A 3,472-nucleotide genomic window follows, 5' to 3' on the forward strand; every position below is an offset into this window, starting at 1 on the left:
CGGTGCGGGCCGGCACCGCGCCTCCAGGCCGTCAGACGGTCGCGCCCAGGGCGCGCCGTCAGTGGAACTGCGGGACGATCAGGTAGATGCCGTAGAGGACGGCGGCGCCGGAGACGACGAAGCACGCGATGGACAGCGACCGGTACCAGCGCACGGCGGTCGTGACGTTCGAGGGGTGCGGGAACCCGACCGTCGCCGGACCGATCGTGCCGTCGTCCTTCACGGTGAACTTGCCGGCGCGGGTGTCGGCGGCGCTCCAGAAGCGCAGGCCGATCGAGTAGACGGTGACCACGAAGCACGCGCCGACGAGCGACACGATCGCCACCGTCAGGAAGGCGGCCCAGTCGATCCCCATCAGCGTCGTCCTCCCTTGCGACCGGCCATGCGGCGCAGCGTGCGCTCGCGGCTCAGCTCGGCTCGACGCGCGGCGACGGTCTCGGCGCGCTTCTTGCGCTGCATGTCACGCAGCTCCTTGCGGGTGAACACCGCGTTGGCGGCGACGTCCACCTCGATCGCCGCGGCCTGCTCGTGCGGCTTGCGGAGCGACCACAGGTACAGGCCGAGGATCACCGCGGCACCGACGACCGCGTCGATGACGAGCCCCGTGACGCCGAGGCGGGCGATGCCGGACGCCACCGCACCGACGGCAGCGGCGGCCGGGAGGGTGATGAACCAGGCGATCACGATCTTGCCCGCCGTCGACCACTGGATCTTCGACCCGCGGCGACCGAGACCGGCACCGATGATCGAGCCGGAGGACACCTGCGTGGTGGACAGCGCGAACCCGAGGTGGCTCGAGGCGAGGATCGTGGCCGCGGTCGATGCCTCGGCGGCGAAGCCCTGGGTCGCTCGGATCTCGGTGATGCCCGAGCCGAGCGTGCGGATGATGCGCCACCCGCCGGTGTACGTGCCGAGGGCGATCGCGAGGGCGCAGGCGATGACGACCCAGAACTGCACGCCCTGCTCGGACGACTGCGCCCCCGAGGCGATGAGCGTCAGCGTGATGACGCCCATCGTCTTCTGCGCGTCGTTCGTCCCGTGCGCGAGCGACACCATCGAGCTCGTGAAGACCTGGCCGATGCGGAAGCCGCCACGCTCGTTCGGGAAGACCGGACGACGGGTGATCCGGTAGGCGATCCGGGTGGAGAGGAACGACACCAGCGCCGCGATCACCGGCGAGAGGAACGCGGGGATGATCACGACCGTCAGCAGGGCCGCGTAGTTGACGGCGTCGAACCCGGCGCCGACGATCGCGGCACCGATCAGGCCGCCGAACAGCGCGTGCGAGGACGACGACGGCAGACCGCGCAGCCACGTGATCATGTTCCAGACCACCGCGCCGATGAGCCCGGCGAAGATCATCTCCGGCGTGATCGCCACGCCCCCGGGACCTTCGTTGATGAGGCCGTGCGAGATCGACGTCGCCACCGCGGTGCTGAGGAACGCACCGACGAGGTTGAGCACCGCGGCGACCGTGACGGCCACCTTGGGCTTCATCGCGCCGGTGGCGATCGGTGTCGCCATCGCGTTGGCGGTGTCGTGAAAACCGTTTGTGAAGTCGAAGAAGAGGGCCAACGCGATGACCAGGACGACTATGAGTGTGATGTCCACCGCGGGCAAGTGTCCCAGGCGGGACGCCACCTGGCAAACCCTGCTGGACACCTGCCGTTCATGTCGCCTTCGGACTCGTTCAGGATCGGAACCATTCCGATGGGAGAATGGACGGCATGGACACCGTCGAGCTCCTCATCCTGCTGATCGGATCGCTCGCGGTGACCGGGTTCGCCCGCGCGAAGGGACTGCCGGCTCCCCTGCTCGTGACGGCCGTCGCCCTGGCCGCATCGTTCCTGCCCGGGCTGCCGCCGATCGAGATCGACTCCGAGGTCATCCTGACGCTCATCCTGCCGCCGCTGCTCTACTCGGCAGCGCTCGACGTCTCGTGGCAGAGCTTCCGCCAGTCGATCAAGCAGATCCGGCGCCTCGGCATCTTCCTCGTGATCATCACGGCGCTGGCGGTCGGGCTCGCGGCGTACATCATCATCCCGGACATGGACTGGCCCGCGGCGATCCTGCTCGGCGCGATCGTCGCACCGCCGGACGCGGTGTCCGCGGCGGCGATCGGCCGCAAGCTCGGACTCCCCCGTCGCGTGATGACGGTGCTGTCCGGCGAGAGCCTCATCAACGACGCGGCATCCCTGACGCTGGTGCGGGTGTTCACCCTGATCGCGGCCGGGACCTCCCTGACGATCTGGCAGGACCTCGGGATCTTCGGGCTCGCCATCGGCGTCGGACTGGCGGTCGGCATCGTGCTCGGCGTCCTCGTGCACTGGATCCGGATGCGCATCAACGACCCCGTGGTCGAGACGATCATGAGCATCCTGCTCCCGTTCGTCGCGTACATCCTCGCCGAGGACCTCTCCGGCTCCGGGGTGATCGCGGTCGTGACCGCCGGCCTCTACATCGGCTACAACTCGCCGAAGGAGGGCTACGCGACTCGCCTGCAGGAGCGTCCGCTCTGGACGAGCATCGACGTGATCCTCGAGGGGTTCGTCTTCGCCCTCATCGGGCTCCAGCTCAACACGGTGGTGCAGGACCTGGTCAAGAGCGAGCGCAGCCTCGGGCAGACCCTGACCGCCGCGGCCGTGGTGCTCGTCGTGGTGATCCTCGTGCGGCCGCTCTTCGTGTTCGAGTCGTACGTGCGCAACCGCTTCAACGGGAGGTGGCTCCGACCGCTGCGGATCCGACTGTCCCGCGGCCACCCCTCCCTGCGGTGGATGCGCGGCTCGGCGGAACCGAAGCTCAACTGGCGTGAGCTGACCGTCATCTCGTGGACCGGCATGCGCGGCGTGGTGACGCTCGCCGCCGCGGTGTCGGTCGTGGCGAACCCCGTCGACATCAAGGCGCAGGACACGATCTTCATCATCGCGTTCATCGTGACGGTGGGGACCCTCCTGCTCCAGGGCCTCACGCTGCCCTTCGTCATCCGTGCGCTCAAGGTGCAGGACCCCAGCGAGGACGACGAGGACGTCCGCAGTGAGATGCGCCTGAACCAGCGCACGACCGAAGCCGCGATCGAGCTGCTCGAGAAGCGACGCCCCGACTGGGCGAAGCAGTACGGCGACGAGGCGGTCGGTACCGTCGTGAACCGGCTGAAGGCGCGGCTCGAGCGTCAGGCGGAGACGTTCCGCCGCGACGCCGAGGAAGAGGAGGACGAGGAGCGCAACGCCCCGGTCCGCCTGCGCGGTGCGCAGATCCAGGACATCCGGCGAGAGCTGCTCGACCGCCGACGCGAGATCGTGCTCGAGGAACGCGAGAAGGGGAACCTCGACGAGGAGGTCATGCGCCGCGTGCTCGTGACCCTCGACGCCGAGGAACTCGCGATGGACTCGGCGCAGGCGTCGCGCAGTCGCTCCTGACGGGCGACGGCGGGCGCGGGCCGGCGGGCGCGGGCGGGGGCGGCGGACGCGGGCGC

3 protein-coding genes are annotated in these 3,472 nt (G+C 69.4%); 1 reads left to right on the top strand and 2 read right to left on the bottom strand.

Annotation, left to right across the window (positions count from 1 at the left end):
- Positions 1-58: 58 nt before the first annotated feature.
- Positions 59-355 carry a hypothetical protein gene (locus Q7F20_RS18115; RefSeq protein WP_305741451.1) on the bottom strand — a complete coding sequence of 99 codons (297 nt, stop codon included), beginning with the start codon at positions 353-355 and terminating at the stop codon, positions 59-61.
- The gene (locus Q7F20_RS18120; RefSeq protein WP_305741452.1) at positions 355-1,611 is read right to left on the bottom strand and encodes an inorganic phosphate transporter; all 1,257 of its coding nucleotides are present in this window, start codon (positions 1,609-1,611) and stop codon (positions 355-357) included. Before Q7F20_RS18120 ends, Q7F20_RS18115 begins: the two co-directional genes overlap by 1 nt.
- A 116-nt stretch (positions 1,612-1,727) precedes the next feature.
- Between Q7F20_RS18120 and Q7F20_RS18125 the strand changes: the two genes are divergently transcribed.
- Positions 1,728-3,416 carry a sodium:proton antiporter gene (locus Q7F20_RS18125; RefSeq protein WP_305741453.1) on the top strand — a complete coding sequence of 563 codons (1,689 nt, stop codon included), beginning with the start codon at positions 1,728-1,730 and terminating at the stop codon, positions 3,414-3,416.
- Positions 3,417-3,472: the final 56 nt, after the last annotated feature.

It is taken from the genome of Curtobacterium sp. A7_M15 (assembly GCF_030705415.1).
Taxonomy (GTDB): Bacteria; Actinomycetota; Actinomycetes; order Actinomycetales; family Microbacteriaceae; genus Curtobacterium.

Excerpts from the sequence above, each read along its gene's own strand:
- Q7F20_RS18115 (WP_305741451.1), bottom strand. The coding sequence starts at position 355 with ATGGGGATCGACTGGGCCGCCTTCCTGACGGTGGCGATCGTGTCGCTC.
- Q7F20_RS18125 (WP_305741453.1), top strand. The coding sequence starts at position 1,728 with ATGGACACCGTCGAGCTCCTCATCCTGCTGATCGGATCGCTCGCGGTG.